Origin of the sequence: Chitinophaga caeni (assembly GCF_002557795.1) — a bacterium.
GTDB lineage: Bacteria > Bacteroidota > Bacteroidia > Chitinophagales > Chitinophagaceae > Chitinophaga > Chitinophaga caeni.
In genome coordinates this window covers 4222455-4241953 of the sequence record NZ_CP023777.1, presented here as the reverse complement: position 1 = coordinate 4241953, position 19499 = coordinate 4222455, and the positions used below count along the sequence as shown (strand labels likewise).

General features: G+C 42.1%; 18 protein-coding genes. 9 read left to right on the top strand and 9 right to left on the bottom strand.

Annotation, left to right across the window (positions count from 1 at the left end; genetic code table 11):
- Positions 1–114: 114 nt before the first annotated feature.
- Together COR50_RS17860 and COR50_RS17855 are read right to left on the bottom strand one after the other, a co-directional pair.
- Positions 115–1302, bottom strand: coding sequence for a FecR family protein (locus tag COR50_RS17860; RefSeq protein WP_098195251.1), 1188 nt, complete (start codon positions 1300–1302; stop codon positions 115–117).
- A gap of 100 nt (positions 1303–1402) precedes the next feature.
- Positions 1403–2005, bottom strand: coding sequence for an RNA polymerase sigma factor (locus COR50_RS17855; protein ID WP_157760974.1), 603 nt, complete (start codon positions 2003–2005; stop codon positions 1403–1405).
- A 359-nt stretch (positions 2006–2364) separates the two neighbouring features.
- On the opposite strand from COR50_RS17855, the gene COR50_RS17850 reads away from it, so the two are divergent.
- The gene (locus COR50_RS17850; protein ID WP_098195249.1) at positions 2365–2865 is read left to right on the top strand and encodes an SRPBCC family protein; all 501 of its coding nucleotides are present in this window, start codon (positions 2365–2367) and stop codon (positions 2863–2865) included.
- 271 nt (positions 2866–3136) lie between these two features.
- Positions 3137–3706, top strand: coding sequence for an RNA polymerase sigma factor (locus COR50_RS17845; RefSeq protein WP_157760972.1), 570 nt, complete (start codon positions 3137–3139; stop codon positions 3704–3706).
- An 11-nt stretch (positions 3707–3717) separates the two neighbouring features.
- Here COR50_RS17845 and COR50_RS17840 read toward each other — a convergent pair whose 3' ends face one another.
- On the bottom strand, positions 3718–5043 hold the full coding sequence (locus tag COR50_RS17840) for a chloride channel protein (protein ID WP_198405691.1): 1326 nt from the start codon (positions 5041–5043) through the stop codon (positions 3718–3720).
- 252 nt (positions 5044–5295) lie between these two features.
- On the opposite strand from COR50_RS17840, the gene COR50_RS17835 reads away from it, so the two are divergent.
- The 5 genes from COR50_RS17835 to COR50_RS17815 all read left to right on the top strand — a co-directional run bounded on the left by COR50_RS17835 (position 5296) and on the right by COR50_RS17815 (position 13540).
- The gene (locus COR50_RS17835; RefSeq protein ID WP_198405690.1) at positions 5296–6462 is read left to right on the top strand and encodes a FecR family protein; all 1167 of its coding nucleotides are present in this window, start codon (positions 5296–5298) and stop codon (positions 6460–6462) included.
- Positions 6463–6685: 223 nt separating this feature from the next.
- Complete coding sequence (locus COR50_RS17830) at positions 6686–10219, top strand: SusC/RagA family TonB-linked outer membrane protein (RefSeq protein ID WP_098195246.1); 3534 nt, start codon at positions 6686–6688, stop codon at positions 10217–10219.
- Between the two features lie 12 nt (positions 10220–10231).
- Positions 10232–11686 (top strand): RagB/SusD family nutrient uptake outer membrane protein, encoded by a 1455-nt coding sequence (locus COR50_RS17825; protein WP_098195245.1) that lies wholly within the window; start codon positions 10232–10234, stop codon positions 11684–11686.
- Positions 11687–11758: 72 nt separating this feature from the next.
- On the top strand, positions 11759–12943 hold the full coding sequence (locus tag COR50_RS17820; protein ID WP_098195244.1) for a thioredoxin family protein: 1185 nt from the start codon (positions 11759–11761) through the stop codon (positions 12941–12943).
- A gap of 210 nt (positions 12944–13153) precedes the next feature.
- Positions 13154–13540, top strand: a complete 387-nt coding sequence (locus COR50_RS17815) for a VOC family protein (RefSeq protein WP_098196306.1) — start codon at positions 13154–13156, stop codon at positions 13538–13540.
- Positions 13541–13601: 61 nt separating this feature from the next.
- Here the strand turns inward: COR50_RS17815 and COR50_RS17810 are convergent, their stop codons facing one another.
- Together COR50_RS17810 and COR50_RS17805 are read right to left on the bottom strand one after the other, a co-directional pair.
- Complete coding sequence (locus COR50_RS17810) at positions 13602–14438, bottom strand: FlgO family outer membrane protein (RefSeq protein WP_157760970.1); 837 nt, start codon at positions 14436–14438, stop codon at positions 13602–13604.
- Positions 14439–14610: 172 nt separating this feature from the next.
- The gene (locus tag COR50_RS17805) at positions 14611–15132 is read right to left on the bottom strand and encodes a DUF1905 domain-containing protein (RefSeq protein WP_098195242.1); all 522 of its coding nucleotides are present in this window, start codon (positions 15130–15132) and stop codon (positions 14611–14613) included.
- Positions 15133–15177: 45 nt separating this feature from the next.
- On the opposite strand from COR50_RS17805, the gene COR50_RS17800 reads away from it, so the two are divergent.
- Entirely contained in the window at positions 15178–15873 is a 696-nt protein-coding gene (locus COR50_RS17800) for an SH3 domain-containing protein (protein WP_098195241.1), read from the top strand.
- Between the two features lie 85 nt (positions 15874–15958).
- On the opposite strand, the gene COR50_RS17795 is transcribed toward COR50_RS17800, so the two are convergent.
- Positions 15959–16468: a hypothetical protein gene (locus COR50_RS17795; protein WP_098195240.1), complete on the bottom strand. Its 510-nt coding sequence runs from the start codon at positions 16466–16468 to the stop codon at positions 15959–15961.
- Between the two features lie 280 nt (positions 16469–16748).
- On the opposite strand from COR50_RS17795, the gene COR50_RS17790 reads away from it, so the two are divergent.
- Complete coding sequence (locus tag COR50_RS17790) at positions 16749–17201, top strand: hypothetical protein (protein WP_198405689.1); 453 nt, start codon at positions 16749–16751, stop codon at positions 17199–17201.
- Between the two features lies 1 nt (position 17202).
- Here COR50_RS17790 and COR50_RS17785 read toward each other — a convergent pair whose 3' ends face one another.
- From COR50_RS17785 to COR50_RS17775, 3 genes are all read right to left on the bottom strand, one after another.
- A complete protein-coding gene (locus tag COR50_RS17785; protein ID WP_157760968.1) occupies positions 17203–17418 on the bottom strand; it encodes a hypothetical protein in 216 nt (71 codons plus the stop codon).
- Positions 17419–17531: 113 nt separating this feature from the next.
- On the bottom strand, positions 17532–18542 hold the full coding sequence (locus tag COR50_RS17780; protein WP_098195237.1) for a peptidoglycan-binding domain-containing protein: 1011 nt from the start codon (positions 18540–18542) through the stop codon (positions 17532–17534).
- Between the two features lie 123 nt (positions 18543–18665).
- Positions 18666–19364 carry a phosphatase PAP2 family protein gene (locus COR50_RS17775; protein ID WP_098195236.1) on the bottom strand — a complete coding sequence of 233 codons (699 nt, stop codon included), beginning with the start codon at positions 19362–19364 and terminating at the stop codon, positions 18666–18668.
- Between the last annotated feature and the right edge of the window lie 135 nt (positions 19365–19499).

The window sequence follows — 19499 nt, the reverse complement described above, 5'->3', positions numbered from 1 at the left end:
ATTGCAGCAGTTTGGTTAATAAAATGTTTCGTTTCAGCGATAATGAATTGACCAATTAGCACCGTTGTGGCTCCTAACCCACAACGGTTTTTTGATCCATCCAAGATTTTGGCATTAGTGTTCTAAAATGGTCAGTTGTCTGCCTTCCCTTTTAAAGTGAACTTCGTAATATGTTAATGCTTTTAGTAAATTGTCTAAACTCTTATCCCTGCCCAGTTTCCCAAATAATCGTATGTTCGGTACCTGGCCTGCATATACGACCTTGATGTCATACCATCTTTCAATTTGCCGCATCAGCTCATCAAATGGTACGCCTTCCAGGTTAAAGAAGCCTTCTTTCCACGCAATAATATTATCAAGGTTTACATTTTTCCTTAGCTCGAAATGACTACCGGGTTCGGAATGCTGCCAGTTGGCTTGTTCGCCGGGCTTCAGTACCAGGGACTTTTGCTGGTGCTCTTTGGGCAATACCCTGACTGCGCCGTTTAATAACGTTGTGCCGATGACCGGTTCTGACTCGTAAGCATTCACGTTAAAAGCAGTACCCAGTACCTCGATTTTTAGTTTATTGTTGACCTCTACAATAAAGGCTTGCTGTGCATTTTGGGCAATTTCAAAATAGGCTTCCCCCTGGATGCTTACGATCCTGGAATTTCCTTCGAAACTGGTGGGAAAGGTAATGGCACTTTCAGCATTTAGCCATACCCTGGAACCATCCGGTAGGTTGAGTTGAAATTGCCTGCCCCGGGGAGTCGACAGCGTGTTATAAACCGGTGTGCCTGCTTGATCCGAATAGCTGAGTAGACCTTGTTGTACCCTTGCTTTGGTTCCTTCTTGATTTAGGATGCTGCCGTTTTGTAAGCTATCCAAGGTAATTTGACTGCCGTCTGCCAAGGTCAATACTGCTCCTTGTGTGCCAGCCGGTATGTCTGATGAATTAGGTTGTTGAATGGCCTGGTCAGCGCGATTCTTGGAAACTTTCCATAAACTGATGCCAACTACCGCCAAAATCAAGATGGCCGCAGCCCATGACCAGCGCAGCACTAGTTTTCGAACATTCGATGAATTTTTATTTTTTAATGGTCCGGATGCTAAGACATTGTTAAGTATTCTTTCTGATGACGCCCTGGGAAGCTGTATCATAGCTTGGTCCATATCCGTATGAACATAAGTTTCGAAAAGCGCCCGCAGTTCTTCCCGGTTTTCCTCCAGGGAGGATAATATATGTAGTTCCTGTAACTCTTTATGAGAACATTCGTTACGTATGTATTTTATAAATAAACTTTCTAGTTGTGAAGCCATATGTTACATCTTAGATACATAGTTGATACGCTTTATTATGCACCTTACATATTAATTGACAATTGACAAGAAAAAAAGGGGGATATAGATAGAAAAAAAATTACGAGATCCAATGTTTGGCTACGAAAACAAGGAAGCTAAGGCTATATCCATGGACGCGCATATGTTCCCGGATGGTATTTAAAGCGGCCGACATATGATCTTTAACCGTTTCCTTGGAAATATTCAAAGCTGTGGCGATCTCATCATATTTCATACCGTCCTGTTTTCCCAGGATATAAACCCTACGTTGCTGCGGGCTGAGCTTTTGCATGGCTTCACCAAGCAGGCGTTTCAGTTCCGCATATATAGCAGGATCGGCAAACAGGGCATCCGTATTTCCTTCAAAATCCGCTTTTAATAGGAGTGCGTACGTTGATTCTAATGCCTGTTTCTTATAAATGTTGTATAAATGGTTCCTGGTTACCGTATTTAAATAAGCCCCGAAATTATCAACCGAGGAAAGATTCGATCTCTGCAACCACAACTTGAGGAAAATATCTTGCACCGCATCTTCTGCCAATTCTGAAGATTTGAGGATTTGTAGTGATAAAGTGTAAATACGATCTTTTTGTGCCTCGAATAGTGCTTCGAACGCCGATTTATCACCGGCAGCCACTTTCAGTAATATATCCCTTTCGTTATATGGTTGATGTAATTCCAAGGATGCTAAATTAATCAATAACACGGATTGATCCCAGGATTTCATTCATTATGCGGAGAAATCTGTAAGATTTCTGGAATATCCGGCAGTCTAACCAGGACAATATAACCAATTGAATATAACCTGTAGATATATTATATCACCGGTAGAAAATAAATATACACCACGATAAACTTTGACTCCACCCATAATAAATTCACATTTCCCCGAAGCTATCCAATCCCTAATCCTAAAATCCGTGAAATCCTAAAAATCCAAATAAATCCGTGAAAAATATTGAATTCCGTGGTTGAATTGATTATATTTGCAACTGAATGGTTGCGGAATAAAATTTAGCACATAATTTAAAAATTGTAGTTATGAAGAACCCAATGCAATTCGAAAAAGACATCGCAAACCTTAAGTTAACTGTTGTCCGGGAGTTTGATGCTCCTGTAGACCTGGTTTGGAAAGCATGGACCGTTAGCGAGATCCTCGACAAATGGTGGGCGCCGAAGCCTTACCGTAACGAAACGGTTTCCATGGATTTTAGGGAAGGGGGAAGGTGGTTGTACAGCATGATTAGCCCTAAAGGTGAGAGGCATTATTGCCGTGCCGACTATATTGAAATAAAGCCTGAAACTTTCTTCAGTTACATCGATTGTTTCTGTGATGAAAAGGGGAATGCCACGTCGGAGTTACCAAATATGAATTGGAACAATCATTTTGAACAAAGTGGCGATGTAACAAGAGTACGTATTTATATCAAGTTCAAGTCCAAGGAAAATCTTGAAGAAATAATAAAAATGGGCTTCCAAGAAGGGTTCACAATGGGCATGGATAACTTGGATGAATACCTCGCATCCGTACAATCAAAGTAATATATATCTAATCTATCTGCCAAAAATTGATTAAATAACATTACAGCCGGGTTAAAAAATATTATTAAGCCCGGTTGTTTCTAATCATTAGTATACCTACCGGTCTCATCTCTACCGGCACCCTTATAATCTGTGCTGAATAAATTGTATCTTGTGCAGGTTCAGAAAAATCGCCAACAATCTTAGGTACCTGCAACAGTGAGCAATAATAATTTTCCTGTCTTTTTAGATAGGTATGGCATGCGCAGGCGTAAATAAGGGAAATGAGCATATGAATGTCAACATTGAGAATGAACTGCTGATCAAGGTGGCTGAAGGGGACGAGAAAGCTTTCAGTAAATTATTAAAGGAGGTCGTTCCTGTATTGCAATCCATTATTTTCAAGGTAGTAAAAAATGAAGATGCTGTCTTGGAAATATTGCAGGAATCTTTTGTCCGGATTTGGCTCAACAGGCACAAACTTCCGGGTCTGGAGAAACCTGTACCCTGGTTGAAAAGATTGGTGCTCAATGAAACATTTACCTGGCTTAATAAAAATGCCCGCCAAGCGAACATCTTCACGGAAATATCACAAGTCGAGGATCCCTCCCATAACAACATCATTGACCAATTAGCTTATTCCGAAACAGACCAGGTTTTAAAACGCGCCATTGAAGATTTGCCGCCACAAAGGAAATTGATCTTTAAAATGAGCCGCGAAGAAGGCTTGAAATCCAACGAAATAGCTGAAAAACTTAATCTCTCGAACGGTTACGTCAAAAATGCACTTACCGCTGCTTTGAAACAGTTGGAGGATCAATTAAAGAAAGCCCGGAATTGGATGTTGAATATAATTCCTTAAAATTATTCCTCTCATGAATATTTAATCCTGGCAATGATGCGGGCCAATTGCATCTGTAAAGATTTCCCTTTATAGCTGTAGACGGTATACTGAAATGTTTTACTGGCAATATATTTCGCGCTAAAACTTCCTATGGCTATCGGAATAAATATGATGCTGCCGCCCGGCATTAAGCTGCAAGCCAAAAATATTGCCGTAAAAGGTGCATGGATCGCTGCGCTTAACATGGCTGCGGCTCCTACCAAGGCGAAGTTTACAACAATTAAATGGGCATTTAACAATTGGTTGCATAAGCTGGCAAATAATATTCCAAGCAAAGCGCCACATACGATGCTCGGTGCAAATACGCCGCCATCGCCACCGGCTCCTAACGTCAGGGATGCAACCAGGGGCTTGATCAGCACCAAGGCCAACAAAAGGAAATAAAAGGAATAGGAAGTACCCATTTGCCCGGATTGTTCCAAGATGCTATTCAAGCCGTGATAACTATCCCCGTACAAATAAGGAAGACATAATATTGCTATTCCAACCAATACGGCGCCGAGGTTTACCCTGATAAAATTATTGGAGATCTTGGAAAAAAGTGCTTTGGTTATGATGACTGTCTTTGTAAAATATACGGCTACCAAGGCGCATAAAATTCCTAGTAACAGGAAATACGGCAAAGCATGCCAATGCCAAGGTTGAATGGCAAAATTGAATAAATATGCACTGCCCACCCAATATAAATAAAGCCAGGCAACCCCTGCTGATAGGATCGTGCTCGCCAAAATAGTCCGGCTTACCTTTTTCGCGATCACTTCCAGCGAAAATAAAATTCCTGCAACCGGGCTGGCAAATAAAACGGTAATGCCTGCTGCTACACCTGCACAGATCAATTCAGTTTTATACATGATCGCTGCATTCCCCTTTTTATGAACCGAAGCGCCCACTGCCGCCGTTGCAACAACGGTAGAAACTTCGATCCCGGTAGAACCGCCGAAAATCACCGTGAAAAAACCGTTGATATAATGGGAAGGGATCTTGTAGGCCGGGAGCATTTGCTTCCTGCCTGCAATCGTTTCATATATTTCTTTGATTCCCTTGTTTTGCTTTTTCTTAAAGAGGTACTTGCGTGTAAAATAGATGATCGTAATACCAACGGATGGCAATATAATTAATAACCAGGGAAGGTTGCGCTCGGTATGCTCAAACAACAGGTCTTGCACCAACGAAGTGATTCTTTTTAATGAATCTGCCAGCAATGTACAAGAAGCTGCTACTAACAATGCAAGCAGGTACAGCTTTACTTTGTTATACAAAATGACGATTCCCCTGGATCCGGATAAATTTGACAATCTTTTCCCCCTTTTAATTATTAAAATATATGTTGATACAGTAAGAAAGCTCAAAATTAATTAATCTTCGGCTCGTTTGGACTAGAATTGATATATATCATGTATTACTCTTTTTGTTTGAAAACCAATTATTAATAAGTGAATTAATTCGTAATTTGAATTTCAGGGGGAACTTCTGAGTGTTTTTTGCAATTTTTTTTTCAACGGATGGTGACTAAATCCCCTTTTCGCATTTATTATATATATAGACTAATGGAAAAAGAAACTTTACATAAACTGGTTGGCAAATTACTCGCGGGCAACTTGAATGATGCCGAGCGGGCTGATTTACAATCTTACGTCCTGGAAGCATCCAATAGGGAGCAATTTGTTACGGTTCTTGATGAACTGACGGAGAGTGAAACCGGGACCCTGCCGTTTGATGAAAAATATTGGCAACCGATCATCCGTGAAATTACCAAGCCTACTGAAATTCACCCTATCTCAAGAAAGAGGGGTGTCATTTCTTTGTGGAAAGTCGCTGCCGCCCTAATCGTAATTATCGTTACGGCCGCATTTATTTTCTCGAATATGAACAAGGAGGCAGCAGAAGGGCTACGGCTTGCGCAGGATAAGGCGCCCGAACAGATCGCACCCGGTACAAATGGCGCTATTCTCACCTTGGCAGACGGAACGGTTGTTCCCTTGGATAGTGCAGGAAATGAAGTTATCACGAAGCAAGGAGGGGCGAAAATCAGGCAGCAAAATGGCCAGCTAATTTATGTCGCTACCGGCGAAGTGAATGGAGCTGTGCAATATAACAAGATGGCAACACCGAAAGGCAGGCAGTACCAATTGTTATTACCGGACGGTTCCCATGTTTGGTTAAATGCAGCCAGTTCTATCCGCTATCCCACGGTTTTTAACGGCAAGGAAAGAATGGTTGAAATCTCCGGTGAAGCGTATGTAAAGGTGGCGCCCAATGCGGATCAACCTTTCAGGGTTAAGTTAAAAAATGGAGCCGCTGTAGATGTATTGGGAACGGCTTTTAATATTAAAGCATACGATGATCAACCCGGGATTGCCGCAACCTTGGTTGAAGGTGCGATCGCATTTAATGTTAACAACGATAGGAAAATATTAAAGCCCGGACAGCAAGCGCTTTGGAATGATAACCTGTCCGTGGTGAACGCCGATTTGGATAGGGTCCTGGCTTGGAAAAACGGCTTCTTTAACTTTGACGGGATGGATATGCAGGAAGCCATGCAACAGATTGAACGTTGGTATGATATAGATGTGAAATATGAAAGCGGCATACCTGGTATAAGGTTCGGCGGGAAAATGCCGCGAAATTTGAACCTGGATGAATTGTTGAGAATACTTAAAAGGGCAGAACTGAAATATAGAATGGAAGGAAGGACACTTATCGTAATGAAATAGGCAATACATACATAAATAATATAGCTGGTAAAATCATGATTTGAAAATGCCTGGAAGCAACATGTTTCCTTGGAGGCACATCATTGCCTTAAAAACTTTAGATGATAATTTTTTAATGACCTGTTTATAATAAGAAAACCGCTCCAGGTTGAGAGCTGGAACGGCCAATGTTTAGGTCACAATGTCTGGAATACATTTTATTAACCAAAACTGAAACAAAACTATGAAATTTCGGCTAAGGAAAAACACGCTTGTTAAGCCGTGTCTTAGGTCTAGTGAAAAAAAGCCGGTAAAGCGGCGTTTATGGGCTTTTATATTAGCTCCTTGCCTTTTATGGCAAGTAAACCTCGTAGCCCAAACCGTTTCTTTATCTTGTAAGGCTACACCCCTCAAAAAAGTTTTTGAAAAAGTAGAGAAACAAACCGGTTTGGTCGTTTTTTACAACGAAAATTTATTGGATATCGATCGGCCCGTAACAATACAGGCAGAGAAATTGCCGGTATCTGATTTTCTAGGTCAATTGTTCCGCAAAGATCCTATCAACTACGAAATTATCGGTAATACTATTTCCCTTTCTAGGAAAAAGTTAGGTGCATCTACGAAGCCGGGAATGGCCGACTCCCTTATAAAAGTTCAAGGTTTTATCGTTGACGAATCCGGAAGTCCCATAGTGGCTGCTACCGTTCGACAAAAGGGTACTAAAATTGCCACACTCAGCGATGATCAAGGTCGATTTATCATTGAAACAAAAGACCTCCGCGCTACGCTGGTCATTACTTCCATCGGTTTTATGCCTAGGGAAGTCAAGGCCCAGGGCGGGCATGATATGAAAGTGGTCATGAAGCTCAATGTAAATCAACTCGGCTCGGTTAGTGTGGTTACCACGGGTTATCAAACGATTGAAAAGGAACGCGCGGCAGGCTCTTTTTCCGTGGTAACTGAAAAAGATATGCAAGGAAAGCTGCAAACCAATATCCTCGATAGGTTGGAGGGGATGGTGGCAGGACTCACTTCTTATAAAGGAGATGTACAGGTGCGTGGCGTATCCACCGTTAACGGCAATAGCAGCCCGCTATTCGTCGTGGACGGGATTCCATACGAAGGATCATTACAGGCTATAAATCCCGCTGATATTGTTTCTGTAAACGTACTGAAAGATGCCAGCGCGGCATCCATTTACGGTGCGAGGGCCGCTAACGGCGTGATCGTTATTTCAACCAGGAATGGCGTTGCAGGCCCTGCCAGGTTGAATTATACAGGGACGATGAAGCTGACTCCCTTGCCGGATCGGGATTATATGAACCTCATGTCAAGTGCGGAGCTGGTAGATTTCCAACAGGAAATGTTCGGCTATGCTTCCGGTGATCCCAACGGGCTGGATCCGCGCAGGGCAATGAATGATGTGTTCGCTTTATTATATAAAAACAAGGAAGGTAGTTTAAGTGACGCGGAACTCCAGGTTGCCTTGGAAAAGTTCAAAAGCCAAGATCGTTACACCCAGGTCCTGGATGAATTGGTAAGAAGAACGGAGCTATTACAGCAACATAATCTGTCCATCTCGGGCGGATCGGACTTCTACAAGTATAACCTCTCTGCCAATTACATGGGAAACCGCCCTTTTGAAAAGGCACAAGGCACCTCTCACCGTTATGGTTACAACCTGAAAAACACCTTCAATATCACGAAATGGTTCCGCTTGGATGTAGGCTTATTGGGCAGTAATACTAAGGACGATTATGATAATGGATTCAATGGTTTTAATAATCTGAATGGCGGCAAAGCATCTTATTATATGCTGCGTGATGAAGATGGTAACCCGGCGCAATGGTGGAACGCTAAATCTCAATATGAAATAGACCGCCTGAACAGCCTCGGCTTACTCGATGAAACATATCGACCGCTGGATGAAATGAGCAGGGCGCACCGCGCGGCTACATCTAAATACACCAATTTGAACATCGGTATGAATTTCAAGTTGTATAAAGGGCTGAGCATGGATTTGAAATACCAGTCTGAAAGAACGGAAGGTTATGCTAAGCAATTCTACGACAAAAATTCTTACACCGTGAAAACCATGGTGAATGATGCTACCGTTATTGATCCCGCTACCGACCTGGTTACAAATTACATCCCTACAGGTGGGCAGATCAACGAAACACGCAACGATCAAAATTCCTATACCTTGCGGGCGCAATTAAATTACCAGGGGAAATTCAACAGGAAACATGAAGTGAATGTGATCGCGGGTGCTGAACAGCGTAAAATATTGCGTTCCGGTACGAATGTTTACAAGTATGGTTATGATGATTATAACCTCAATTACAAACCGGTTGATGAATTGTTATTGAGTAAATATATTTATAATACCGAAGCCTTGTTCAACCAATTTATGTTGAGCCGCAAGGAAACGGGCTTCTCTTACTTCGATGACCGTTTTGTTTCTTTTTACGGTAATGCATCCTATACTTTCAACCACCGCTTAACGGGAACGGCTAGTATCCGTATGGATCAATCCAACCTTTTCGGTACCGATCCTAAGTATCAATACAAACCTTTATGGTCTGCCGGCTTGTTATACGTCGTTACCCAGGACCAGTTAGATTGGTTGGATCGGTTGGCTGTAAGAACGACTTACGGTATTAATGGTAATATTGCCAAACAAGGGGGGCCTTACCTGATAGCGCGAGATGAACAAAATACCAACTATTGGACGAACGAATTCCAGTCCAGCGTGGTTAGCCCTCCCAATTCCGGTTTGCGTTGGGAGAAGACTAAAGTGACTAACCTGGGTATTGACTTCTCGCTCTTCAATAGGAGGTTAACCGGTTCATTGGAATATTATAACAAGAATACCAACGACCTCTTAGGGAATTTAAATTCCGATCCCACGATCGGTTGGAACTCCATTACGCTGAATTACGGGAGCATGTTTAACCGCGGGGTGGATCTGACATTGACCAGCCGCAACCTCGAGATCAACGATTTCTCTTGGCAAAGCACGCTCAACTTCAACTACAATAAAAACGAACTGACCCGCCTGGAAAACTCCAGCAACGAGTTGTACAGTTATATTTATAGGCCGCAAAACAGGGTAGGCAAGCCGATGGGCGCCCTGTACAGTATCCGTTATGCCGGCTTGGACGAAGAAGGTAAACCAATGGCCTATACCAAGGATGGTAAGACGGTATACTCAACACAAGATTTAACGATCGAGGATCTTGTCTACAACGGAACTTCCGTTCCACCATATAGCGCATCCCTGTTAAACACCTTGCGTTACAAAGGCTTGGAATTGTTTTTCATGTTTACATATTACGGCGGTAGTGTTATGAGAGATGTGCATTCGCCATTCCTGAGCTTATACCCCGAACTGAATTATACGTACAACAGGGAAAGGAGTGCATTGAAACATTGGCAAAAACCCGGAGACGAAAATATCCCCGGTATGGCGCCCGCTTATGCTCAAGGTGTTTCGTCCATCATTTCCAGTATTTGGGAGGCCGCGGATACCCATATTCAAAAGGCTGATTATATCAAGCTGAGGGATGTAACAGTGAGTTACCAGTTGCCTGCTAGCCTGATCCGTAAAGCTTCTTTGAAAAATTTCAGGCTCAGTTTGCAGATGCAAAACGTATGGCGCTGGTCTTCCAATAAGCAAAACTTGGATCCGGAAGTGTGGAGCGGTACAACTTTAAGCTCTACAAGGGGATTATTACCTCCAACAACATTCACTTTCGGTATTTCTGCTAACCTTTAATCTGTTAGGAACATGAGAAAAATATTCATTCCCATTTATATCATTATCATAAGTTGTGGCATCGTTTCTTGTGATAAATTTTTAGATGTCAAACCAAAGGGATACACGATCCCGCAATTTTACGAGGATTATGCCAAGTTGATGAACAACATGGACCTGGTCCGGGTATCGGCGGCGTATCCAAATTATATTACGGACGATGTTAGGGCCGGCGATATCGGAGATCCTTCTAAATCAGCTAACTGGAACCTGTTAGCTGATTATAAAAAGTACCTGTACAAGTTCGAAAACGGCGCAGTATTCTTGCCCGGTGTTTCTGACCCGTTGTGGGAACCCGCCTACAGTCATATTTATACATATAATATCATTATCAATAATATCATGGATGTTCCTGATGCCACGGATGATGAAAAGAAGGCTTTACGTGCGGAAGCCTTGGTAGGTAGAGCTTTAGAGTATTTATTGCTGGTGAATGCGTACGCCAACCATTACGATCCGCAAACTGCGGATAAGGATTTGGGAGTGCCATTGGTCTTAAGTGAAGATATTAATGCCAAATACAAACGGAATACAGTTGCTGAAGTATACGCGTTAATAAAAAACGATTTGGAAGAAGGGTTGGCCGATTTACCTACACAGCCAAAGAATATTTTCCGTCCTTCTAAAAGTGTAGGCTATGCTTTCCTGGGAAGAATGTACCTGTACATGGGGAATTATGCAGAAGCGCTGAAAAATGCGAAGTCTGCCTTGGAATTAAATAGTTCCCTGTTAGATTATAAATTATATACAAACAAGGAAGGGGTAACTTTTGGCCGCGTTTGCCTGGCCGCTGATAATACCGTTCGGTTTCCAAATCCGGAACTAAGCGATGAAAGTATCTGGGTGAAATTCGGTAGCTCCAGATCCAGCTCTGTAAATGCAGAGGTGTACGTCTCCGATGATTTACTAAATATTTTTAGTACGGATTTACCAAGCGGGGCGATCGATAAACGCAGGCAATTATTTTATTGCGATGGCTATAGCAAATTTTCTTCAAGAACCGTGTTGTTCCCCGGTAAAGTGCTGTATGCGCCCTATGTTGATTTCAACCTGGCTTTGAGTACGCCGGAACTTTACCTGGTTGCAGCGGAATGTGAAGCCCGCGTGGGAGATAAAGATAAGGCTATCAATTATGTTAACTCCTTGAGGGATTATAGGATTGAGAATAATCAGCCTTTAATGGCTGCTAATAAAGAACAAGCATTGGATATCGTACTTAGGGAGCGCCGCAGGGAATTCTGTTTCGTGGGTTGCACGCGTTTGATCGATTTGAAACGGCTGAACCGCGAGAGCCGCTATGCCAAGGATATTACGCATACCACGGATGGTGAAAATTATACATTGCCAGCCAACGACCAAAGGTATATCCTCCCGGTACCACCTAAAGTATTGGAATTTAATCCAAATATTCCTCAATACGAAAGATAAAAGGATGATTTCTAAACCCCCGGTAACGGGAATTACTATAACGTTACCGGGGTTAAAAAAAATAATTACATCATGCGAAAAATATTCAGTATTCTTCTGTTGACAATTTTTATCGGCAATAAAATACAGGCACAATCGGAAATAGCGTTCCTGCCATTAAGCTTCCAGGAATTGAAAGATAAGGCTGCAAAGGAGAATAAGTTAATCTTTATCGATTGCTACACTTCCTGGTGCGCGCCATGTAAATGGATGGATAAAAATGTATTCAACGTGCCGGAAGTAGCAAATTATTATAATAGTACTTTCATCAACGCCCATTTCGATATGGAGAAGGGAGAAGGTGTTATGTTAAGGAAAGAGTACGAAGTACAGTCTTTCCCGACTTATTTATTTATCGACCACAATGGAAAATTAATCTACCGTTCTAATTCAAAGATGCCGGTAGCAGAATTCTTAAGTGTTGGTAAAAAAGCCACGGATCCTGCTCAAAGCCTTTCAGCCTTGAAAGAAGCCTATAACAAGGGTAACCGTGATATGAAGTTCTTATTGGATTATTATGACCTGATGGAACATAGCGACCGGACTTTCGCAGCAAAGTTGAACCGGGAGATCATGGAAGGTTTCCCCGCAGATAAATTAAACACTTCCCTAGGATGGCGTGCCATCAATACCTTGGGGCACAGTAAAGAAGATCGTTTCGGCGCTTATTTCATGAGCCATCAAGACGAGTTTAATGCCTTTGCCAGCCAAGGTGCGATTGATTCGTTGAGCGACCGGATGGTATCTTATGAATTATACGGGTTGATGCGCAACGGCAATGAACAAAGCTTCCGTGAAAAATTAAGGTATTTCAAAGATTCCAAAATGGCATTCCGCCAAAAGCAAGGTGTAATGTTGGAAGCAGATTTTTACCTGCAAAACAAGAGGTATGATGATTACATGAAACTAGTGGAAAAAGCCTATAAAGGGATTCTGAAAGATGATGCGGAGAGGCTAAGCTTTTTGGCCCGGAGAGCTAACATGAGGGGAATGGGGGATGATGCGCTATTGCCCATCGCCTATAAATTAGCGAAAAAAGCGGCCCGATTGGAACCGGGAGAATATAGTACACAAAGTACGCTAGCTCAAATTTGCCTGGAAACCGGCCGAAAGAAAGAAGGCTTGGTTGCTGCCAATAAAGCGATGAACCTGGCTGGTACCACCAAGATTGAAGGGATCGTTCAGAAATTAATTGATCGCTTAAACGCATTGCCATAGCTGTTTGTTAAAGTAATATTTTAAATCAAGAACCAAGTAGAGCCCCGGTACATATTGTGCCGGGGCTTTTGATTAAATGCCATGCGCGATGGCGCAAATAATCCCCGGAAATTTCGCAAATGGCCCCATTATATCATTTCCTTAAGAACTACCTTTGGTAAAAAGCCGCTAAGTTTTTTGAAAGCCTATAATTATAAAAATCTATTGTTTATGAAATCAAAAAAAATCTGGGCGAATCTCGGGGTAAGCGATCTGGATCGAACTACCAAATTCTATCAGCAGCTGGGGTTTAAGCAAAATGGCGCCTCAGAACAATTAACGAGCTTCTTTTTCGGTGAGAAAGATTTTATTATACATTTCTTCCTGGAAGATGTGTTAACATCCGGAATGAAAGGCATGGTATCGGATACGAAAGCAGGCAACGAAATTATTTTTACACTTTCAGCCGATACCAAGGAAGAAGTGGATAACTGGGCAAAGGAAGTACGGCAAGCGGGGGGAACTATCGTTTCGGAACCTGAAGCCTTTGGTGCGGGATATTATGGTTTCGTATTTGCAGATCCTGATGGCCATCGGTTTAACGTTTTCCAAATGTAGATCGCTTTCTGCACCGGCTTGTAATAATATTGTGCCAGCCGGTGCAAGGCGATTATAAAACTTAATTTTTAGAATAAAAAGGTGTTCTTTTCAACAGGAATTCTAAAGGGTTGCTATAAGAACCATTGGTGTTGCCCATAAATTCTTGGTGACTTTTATTATAAATATTTTCGTTTTTGTCATTATAAGCATTAATCGTGACTACCGTTTCTATTGTTTGCTTGACAGTGGTACTCGTATATCCGGAAGACTTTTTATTCTTATCCTTATCATCGCTTTTTGAATTGTAATTGCCACTCGAATAGCTGGAAGTATTGCCTTTTCTTTGTGAGATAGTCCCGTCAATGACATATTCTGCACCCAGGAGCTCACATAAATCTTGCATACTGGTACTCATTAGCTTTTCCCTCGTGAGCCCGGCTTTCGACAATGCTACATTCACAGTTCTCGGGTCGATTACCTGGTACATTTTCGCATGCTTTGCTAAGTAATTATAGGTATCTTGTTGCGCTTGATAACTTAGTTCTTCTGCTACGGGTTGGTTTTCCATCATGTATACAAACGGTAACACCGCTATTTTGTTACGCCGTTCTCCAGGGCTGGATTTAACTATAGTTAAACCGTTGTTCTCCCGGGAATTATTGGAAGTCCCCGGCTGATTAATCACTTCCGAACGGCCACTTGCGAAATTTATCTTGAAAATATCGGACTTTTTAACAACGTACACCGCAGTTTCATCTTTATAGACAAATTTGACTTCCGTATCATTGATTTCCTTGATATTGCCCGTCATTTCATCGCCGTTGAGCTTAATGATGACATCATATTTTTGCTGGGCATTTGTAAGGATGGGCAATGCAAGTAGCAACGAGACCATACAAGGAAAAAGGATTCTCATAAAGTAAAATTGAAGTTAGATAAGTGAATGCTTCGATTGACTAATAGGATATTTATATAATTATGTTTATGTCAATTCATATAGAATCTAATACTAACATTTCGTGATGACAAAATGTTCAATAGGGGTTTTTATTGTATTTTATTGATAACCAGTTTTATATATGCCGTGATTATTTGTTTGTTCCCGGTAAGGGCTGAGCCCTGCCGATGAATCTTTCTTTGCCAAGCAGGAAATTGATGGCCCTATGGATGTTCTTTTCTAAACTTTCGGCCGTTTTTAGGCGGGATAGGTAGCGGTTAATTTCTAATTGCAAGGAAGCGGAACATTGTTCATACACTCTTTTGGCTCGCGGTTCTTTGTTTAAAGCCGATATAAAAGCTTTGGGAGCCTCGATATTTCTTGGAGTTGGATCAAAATGAATTTCGAAAGTAGCCATGTCGCCAAGATCTTTACCGGCAGCATTTCTCATGGGGCCGTTGAGGTACAAACGCCAGTGCCCGCTATATTTAATGATGGTTTGTTGAAATTCATGACCATCGATTTTCATACGGATTGGGATTTTACCTTTGTCCTTACCCGCTTGTAGGAATAATTTTTGCAATGTTTTCCCTGGAAGAAAAACAAAAGGGTTGATGCCGATCAGCTCGATCTTGGCTTTGAACTTCAGAAAGGGAAGCGCTTCTTTTTTCAAATGATTATTTTTACCTAGAACTAATTTAGTAACAATTCTTTACTTATGCGAAAGCTCTGCTTGTTAATATTTATTTTAATTTCTCATGCTGCTTATTCCCAAATCTATATAGTAAAAGACCCCGATGGATATAGCAATTTGAGGAAGGGTAAAAGTACCGCTTCGGAGATTATAGCCAAAATCCCTGTTGGTGAAGTTGTGTTCGAGGATATGTTATATGTTGATGAAGAGCAAGACCCGGATTGGGCATACGTGGAATACCGCAGCACGGAAAGGATGCACGGTTACCTACACAGGTCCAGGCTGCTCGACATTGCTAAATTACCGGAGTTCAAACCGGTCTTGTATAGCGATAGTATAGTATTTAAAAATAATATTGTTGATATCAAGCTGACCAAGGGGGAATTTAATGCGAAACAATATCATATCGAGTATGATTCAACAGGAAGTTACGTGCTTAAAATCAATGGAAAAACTTTTTTCGGAACGGATGGCGACCTGCCAAAAATTCGTTATGAATCGATAGGAGGTATATTTAAGGGCAAAGAGATAGCCATTCCTGCATTGTCTTATGCCGATACATTCGAACCTAATTTCGATAACACGCATTTATATTATGATGCAGATGGAAACAGGTTATTTTTGCAGGCTTGGAATAGTGATGGTGCGGGCGGATATATTATCACCTGGTGTTTTAAAGATGGGAATTACAAATGGCGCCAACTGGAGTACGGTTTTTGATGCAGGGGAAGCCTACAGAAATAATGTAATTATAAAAGCCCTCCTGCCGGGGAGGGCTGATCCAAATATTCTAAAGTTGGAGCAATTAATTGATAATCGTTGCCGAAACCCTGGGACCTTCTGTTAACTGTAGTTGTAAACTATAGCTCCAGCAAGGAAATTGGGGCTCGATTGTAATCACGCGGGTAATTTTACAATTCCTGATAATGAAAAACACCGCGCGGCAATTCTTATTAGCTTGAGCTTGTGCAGCGTCCGCTTGTGAAGAATTCATAAACACCTGTGTTCTTTGTTCAATATCCATCCTCAATTCAGACATTGTCATGCCATCGCAAATAATCGTAGTATCCGGCGGTTGAGGCAGTGGCAAATAAGGAATCGGGTGAAAGATGCCGAGTCCCGGTTGCATTTCTTCGATAGGACTGAAACCGTTTCTTACAATCTGATCGATACCAAGTTGATCAAACTCCACGATAGCTTGACCGCGGGTTAATTCGGCATTTTGTACAGGGTTTTTAGGATCTCCTGGGGCCGTAAAGCTTAACAATGCGAAACACAGGATGGTTAACGATGCAAAGATGGATTTTTTGATCATTGGGTTGTATGTTTTAGGATGATAAAAGCATATAATAGTTAGCGTAGTGCCCAAGTTAAGAATAGGTGCTGCAATTTGATTGCAGTGATGAATTTTTAGCATGGAACAATTGAAATTATAGGGCAATCAAATCATTTCATACAGTTACCAACGGGAAAAGATCGATTGTATTTAATTTAAGCGAAATGCTATAAGCGAAGATAAAATAGAATGCTGCGATCAAAATTTAATTGTTGATAGCATAGAATGGGGTCATGCACTTGGGAAATCACAAGGATTAATGTATTTTACTCTAATGCAACAACGCTTTACCGATCAGAAAAAAACATTGCGTGATTTTTACCGGGAGGTTTGGGTCGTTTGTCCATCATGTTCAGGAAAGGCATTTGCCAGGCACTTGGATAATTCCGGCAAAGTACAATTGTCCTGCGCTTCTTGCGCGTATGCGAAGGCCTACGATATTAAACAGCCAAGCGGTCACCGCGTTTATATGGCAGCGCATCATTATTTTGATGCAAGGTTGTGGTTGCAAGCCCCGTTCCGGCAACATATGATTTTTGCATACAACCTGGAGCATTTGAACTACCTGGAAGCGTATATCCAGGCCGGTTTGCGGGAGAAGAAGGACCGCGCGCATTTTACATTACTGGAAAAGCTTCCCCGTTTTTATCATCAACAGAAAAACAGGGAAGATTTGCTGAAAGTGATCCGGAAGCTAAAACATAGATCATAGTTCAAGGAGCTGCTAGCTCGTAATGATCATTGACCCATTTCAGTTCGATACCTGCTTTCTCAAAAATGTTTTTGATATCCATAATCTTAGATCTCGATTCACCGGTAGATTTTACTCCTGCCGGGCTATGATCCGGATCGCCGCCTTGCTGTACCCAGTAATTTAACCGGTCCAGTAGATTGTCGGCATCGAAATCCCTGTTATTTGAATTATTCATATGAAAATGTTTAGAAACTTGCTTGTGACAGGCTGCAATAGCTTGTTGTTTCGAAATTTCCCCTACCGGGGAGATGATTAATAACCAAATGAATATAATGAAATAAATGCTCATTAGTGACTGAATGTGCCTGCTGCTGATACCCGCACCCTGTATGACCAGTACCTCGAAACGATCGCCCTCGCCCTGCCTAAATTGCCAGTAGTAGCAGCGGGTACATCCGCCAAACGGTATACGCCCATCCTGAAATGTAAATCGTAATCTGCACCGTGTTCTGTATTTAGTGCCGGGCCCGGGCTGTCGGTCGCATGAAACTGCCGGGCATTATCGATATTGAAATTTTGCCTGCTGGCTGCCGTACTCCAATAGATCGGGTCAGCGTCTACCGAATCGACTTGAAAATTCGGGAAATTAGCATCCACCAAGTTGCCATACATGCGTACTTGGAAGAATGTAGCAGGGCCGGAGCGCATATGGCCGCGCACCCAATTCACTAATACGTAATCATCGCGCCTTAAACCCCTTGGTACAAATACGGTGAAACGGATATCCTTGGTAGATTGTACGGCTGTATCGGTATATACGTTGTTACTAACTCTTAATTCGATTCCTTTTTCCAACAAGGCAATCGCTTCCGGTCGTAATGTTGGAACTAAATTGGATTCTTGCAGCACTTCAAAACCTAAGGTCGCTGAAGTCTTAGGCCCGATTTTACCATCAACCACCAAATTGTATTTAGCTTGCCAATCTGCCACCGCCCGTATTAATTCCTCGTCGATACTAGGTGCGTCATGCGACAATCCCAATACATCGCGGATCAACATGACCTGGTCCGGGTCGGTGATCCTGCCGGTATTATAATTGATCGCGTCTGCAATTTCAGCATCCGTAAGTTCCCTGGGTGCGGCAGTTGGGTTAGGGTAGGGTACCGCAAGTTCATGTTGCTTCAGGCTACGGTCATCCTTATCCGGTGGTGTTGCTAAATTGTGAGCGATCTTTGAAGATGCATTGAAGAATGGTGTGCCGGCTTCTTTCGAAGACCCGAAAAAATGCGATTTCTTTTGCGTAGTTGGAGAAGAACCTGCATGAGGTTTAGGAGCAACTACGGGAGATTGCTGTCTCATTGGGGAATTTTTTGGTAGTTAACAGTTTGGGGTTGCAATGCTGCAACCATTCAAATTTAACTAAAAAATACATCCCCCCACATCTCTGATTATTATTTATATAAAAAAGATGGAATATGTTCGTTACCAGGATAGCTGCCCGTTCTCAAGTTGCCTTTGCTTGCGGTTCCACTTATATTGGTGCGTCCAATAGGCCACTTTCATACTAAGTATCCCGATTCCGGCACCCAGCAATACATCGCTGATATAATGCCTGTTATTGGCCATCCGCATTAACCCTACGGAAGATGCCATGCCGTATGCTGCATAAGGCATCCAGGGAAGGCGATCTTTATATTCTTGGCTCAGGAAAGTAGCCGCAGCAAATGCTTGGGCGGTATGACCTGAAGGAAAGGAATAGTAATTGCTGCCATCAGGGCGTAATTGGTGCGTATATCTTTTAAGGATGCTTACTGTTCCCATCATCAGCAGTTCCCCTTTTACCAGGATAACCGTCCGGTTAACGATGTCCGTTTTAGACTTCAGACCGAAAGCATCTAGGCCGTAAGCAATAGCTATCGGGGCATACTGCAAATAGTTGTCGACATGAGTTTTGAAGCCCCCGATATGTTCATTTCTTTCTTCAACGATTTCATTCTTTATGGATTCCTTGTAATTGCTGTTGGTCAGCACACCTGCTAACCCCAGGCTGATAGGGGCATATAACTTACTGAAGTAAAAACCTTCGCGTTGGGGAAGCGCGGGCAAGCTGTCGTGCATCACTTGTGCAGTACAAGGCAGGGAAAATATTGAAACCAAAAGGCAGGGGAATATCCATCTCATGTATGTCAATTTACCATGAAATTCCTGCCAGAATCTGAATAAATTTTGAATTTATCGTCCCTGGATGGCTTAATTAGCTTAAAGTTAACTTAAAATCACGCCGGGTTCCGTATAAACGGTATAAGAACTGTCGCA